Genomic DNA, 3310 nt, shown 5'->3' with positions numbered 1-3310 from the left:
GGAGACTTTTCGCATTTTGCACCTGTGCTTCAGCATGAGTGACATGAAGAAACGCACTATAGATAACCAGCCACCCGAGTATAAAAAGTTTCATGTTGTCTGTTCCTTTCGACTGTTCAGTAGTCGTTAGTTGATTTTTAACGGCGCAGTAAGCTCAGTTTCTGTCCGTAACAAAATATAAACGCACCACAATTGGCCTTACCAAAATAAAGAAAAACCAGATTAATTTACAAAAAATTAAAAATCAAGAAACAAATAAGCAAATAACTGAAAGGCTGATAATTTAATAAATACTAAAATAATAGTTTAAAAATAATCATTTACAGGTGAATAAATTCGTATTTTAATTACACCTTAGTGATTCCAAGATAAGGCTATTGTGGTTGAGTGGCATTACCAATGGTCGAAATAGCAACACAGGCGCATAAAGACAAGAAATGCATTCTATGCGTATATATTGCTATTCAATAACTGGTAAATTTCGCTATACGCTTTTGTTTCCTAAACGACCATTCCCCCGCCAGTAGGCAATAAGAAACACGATTGAGATCAAATACTGAAGGGCTAGCAGCAAGAATACGCCTATCGCAGCTTGTGCGTCTGGCTCGATAGCAATAAGCATAACCGCAGATATAGCTGCTAGCGCTAAAAGAACAAAAGCAGCTATGTTAATGATGTCTCTGGTATCAGTGGGCTTTATGGTTGCGAAGAATGTGCAAAAAGGAAGAGTAAGTAATATAGCTCCTTTGATACTACTAAATTCAGAGAGCCAAACACTAGCGATTGCCGTTAAGAGTGCTAAAAACTGTATAGTTCTGACTAATTTCACGTTCATTCCTATTTCCTTGGAGTAAGTGTCGTCCCGATGTTATTACCTGAATGTCGGGCAAAAACCACTACCCCGAAATCTAGGACTATATTTTTCTTTTATCACTAGTACGCTCTTGTGGCGGCAAAAACAGCGATGATGCCCTCGAAAACAAGCGTAGCAATAAACCTATTTTTATTGATTCTTGCAGATATACTCGCTCGCCAAAACTGATCGAGCGCAACGCCAGAATAGGCTTGATAGGCAACCACGCCTAAAACAGATAAAGCAAAACCCAACAAAGCCGGATTGTCTGGGCTATTTGGCAAAGGCAACACTGAGAATAACGCCCATACTAAGAATAGTATAATAATCCCTCGTTTGTAGCTTTTGCCATGTTCTAACTTCATAGAGTGACCAGACTATATAACCTCAGAATCCTGTTCCTTAGCGCCTGCTAGCGGTGCTATGAAATAGTAATTTACACGAGCTATACGAGAGCACCGTTTAACAGTAAACCAGGCATAAAAAAGCTGACAGCGAAAAACGAAGAGCCGGTAAAAGCCAGCGCCAAGAAACAAAAAGAGGCTTGCAATGCAAACACGCCAGGTCTGGCAGACGCGCTGTGACGCCAGCTTATAACCACCAAAGCGGCAATATTTTCTAGTTTTGCATAAGAGTTTTGAACGAAATGCAGCAATGGTTTAAGGCTGAAGACCAGAAAGGCAAACGCAACTTCAATACCACCAAATTGCAGCAGCATAGCGATTTCGGGAGCAATCACCGCAACGGCAATTATGGCCACACCAATAATGAGTTTTTGGATTATGGATAGGTCTTCCCAGTTTTTCATTTCAATTCCTTTTTTCATGAGAAACGTTATAGCGCTAACGTATCAGATATAGTGACGTTTTACTAAACGAAAAGTGTCTTTGAGTATTAATTTAGCATTTAGAACAAAAAGCCACGCTGTTTACAGTTTAATTACCCGCGTGTCTTTGTGATAGGTGCTCAGGAGTAATTAAACGCCTGTGTTGCCGCCGTTCGCTGTGGGCGTGGAACTTTTCGTTAGGCACTTGCGCCAAACGTTACGTTCATTTCCGGGAGTTTTTTAAGCTTGCGAGATTGTATGATTGCGTTTTGAATAGCTTTTATCTGTTCTTTTGGCTGTAGACTTAATATTGACTGTGTAAAATCCTTAACCGAAATAGCCCAGTCTCGATCATCAGAGCACTGAATAACATTTTCTAAATGAACACGCGCGCCTTGAAAGTCTAGCGCATGTAAACAAGCTAAGCCCTTATTCAGACATCCCCAAATATTCTGCTCACCGCCCTTGGTGTTCTCTAACACAAAAGCCTTTGCGAGCTCAGGAGAAGACATGGATTGGCGAAGGCTAAACACGCATTTCTTTGCTTTCTCTGCTAACGCAATTGTATCTCTGGAAAATGAGTCTTCATCCTTGAATTCTATGAATGAATTCTCTCGATATCCGATATCGAATGACATGTAATCTTTGGGGTACCAAAGCCAACTTATTCCAACATTGAGATAGGTACCTTTAGACCAACTTGACGGCTGAAACTCTACCATTATTAGCCACCACGCGTTGTCGTCTAACCATAACCGGGACTGCCCTTTTCTTACCAATCCAATAGGTTTCAACACTTCCCTGGCAGCTTTATTGATTAACTTGCTATGTACTGGTGTTGCCATTCATCCCTCTTCTTCCCCAGCCTTTGAGCAGTCACTCTGCCGCGTTTGCTTAGCTTAATCCCGCAATAATGTGTTTGTGCTCGCTCTTACCCGCTTAAGTGCCACATTAGTATTTTTCAACATGCTTTCTAATATGCTCGTTTATTCCGTTGACTCTATTGATGCAATTTTTCTTATCCGTGCCCGACAGGTCACTGCAGCTTTGAGGTTTTGGTGCTCCCTCTGGTTTTTCGCCAGTGATAACGTAGTTTAATATCGCTAGGTCAATCTCCCCTCCGAGACCTGAAAGTGATGCATCATCGCTAGGTCGCTGCGTGTTTCGGCGTTGATTGTCGCTTGAGGTTTCTGGAAGCTTACTGTCCAAAACTGCACCAACAATAGAGCATCCTTGTAATATCAGAAGAAAACCAACTACTCCAAGCATTTTCATATTCTTAATTCCTGTTGGTCGCTTTTGTACTCAATATAAACTGATGGACATTAAAGAACAGTAATAGTGCACTTAGGCCACTAAAAATACTCTCAATCAAATTCACTTTAAACTTTATTATGAACCATGGGCAGCAGTAACTCTTTAACTAAATTTAAGCGAAGAAATCCAGCTTACAAGAAAATTTAACCCACGATATTCTATATTCGAGTTTTCAGGCGAATTAATGAAAATTTTATTTTTAATCATCGACATACCGATGAAAAACATATTTTTCATAATCAGAACCGTCGCTGAAAAGCCTATTCATTTCTACTTTTTCACCGACTCTTATTGGGGTTTTACCAGGCAGCCTG

5 protein-coding genes are annotated in these 3310 nt (G+C 40.4%); all 5 read right to left on the bottom strand.

Annotated elements, in window-relative coordinates; translation table 11 throughout:
• Positions 1 to 484: 484 nt before the first annotated feature.
• Entirely contained in the window at positions 485 to 835 is a 351-nt protein-coding gene (locus tag AC4MRN_RS14810) for a hypothetical protein (protein ID WP_155014800.1), read from the bottom strand.
• A 98-nt stretch (positions 836 to 933) separates the two neighbouring features.
• Positions 934 to 1218 carry a hypothetical protein gene (locus AC4MRN_RS14805; protein ID WP_370241953.1) on the bottom strand — a complete coding sequence of 95 codons (285 nt, stop codon included), beginning with the start codon at positions 1216 to 1218 and terminating at the stop codon, positions 934 to 936.
• Positions 1219 to 1298: 80 nt separating this feature from the next.
• Complete coding sequence (locus tag AC4MRN_RS14800) at positions 1299 to 1661, bottom strand: hypothetical protein (RefSeq protein WP_491203692.1); 363 nt, start codon at positions 1659 to 1661, stop codon at positions 1299 to 1301.
• Positions 1662 to 1876: 215 nt separating this feature from the next.
• Positions 1877 to 2524 carry a hypothetical protein gene (locus AC4MRN_RS14795; RefSeq protein WP_491203691.1) on the bottom strand — a complete coding sequence of 216 codons (648 nt, stop codon included), beginning with the start codon at positions 2522 to 2524 and terminating at the stop codon, positions 1877 to 1879.
• 106 nt (positions 2525 to 2630) lie between these two features.
• Positions 2631 to 2954 carry a hypothetical protein gene (locus AC4MRN_RS14790; protein ID WP_073324475.1) on the bottom strand — a complete coding sequence of 108 codons (324 nt, stop codon included), beginning with the start codon at positions 2952 to 2954 and terminating at the stop codon, positions 2631 to 2633.
• Positions 2955 to 3310: the final 356 nt, after the last annotated feature.

The organism is Marisediminitalea sp., assembly GCF_984433645.1.
Note: the sequence above shows the minus strand (reverse complement) of the source record. Positions and strands in the feature narration are given on the sequence as shown.

Coding starts and splice junctions, on each gene's coding strand:
- AC4MRN_RS14810 (WP_155014800.1), bottom strand. CDS start 835: ATGAACGTGAAATTAGTCAGAACTATACAGTTTTTAGCACTCTTAACG.
- AC4MRN_RS14805 (WP_370241953.1), bottom strand. CDS start 1,218: ATGAAGTTAGAACATGGCAAAAGCTACAAACGAGGGATTATTATACTA.
- AC4MRN_RS14800 (WP_491203692.1), bottom strand. CDS start 1,661: ATGAAAAACTGGGAAGACCTATCCATAATCCAAAAACTCATTATTGGT.
- AC4MRN_RS14795 (WP_491203691.1), bottom strand. CDS start 2,524: ATGGCAACACCAGTACATAGCAAGTTAATCAATAAAGCTGCCAGGGAA.
- AC4MRN_RS14790 (WP_073324475.1), bottom strand. CDS start 2,954: ATGAAAATGCTTGGAGTAGTTGGTTTTCTTCTGATATTACAAGGATGC.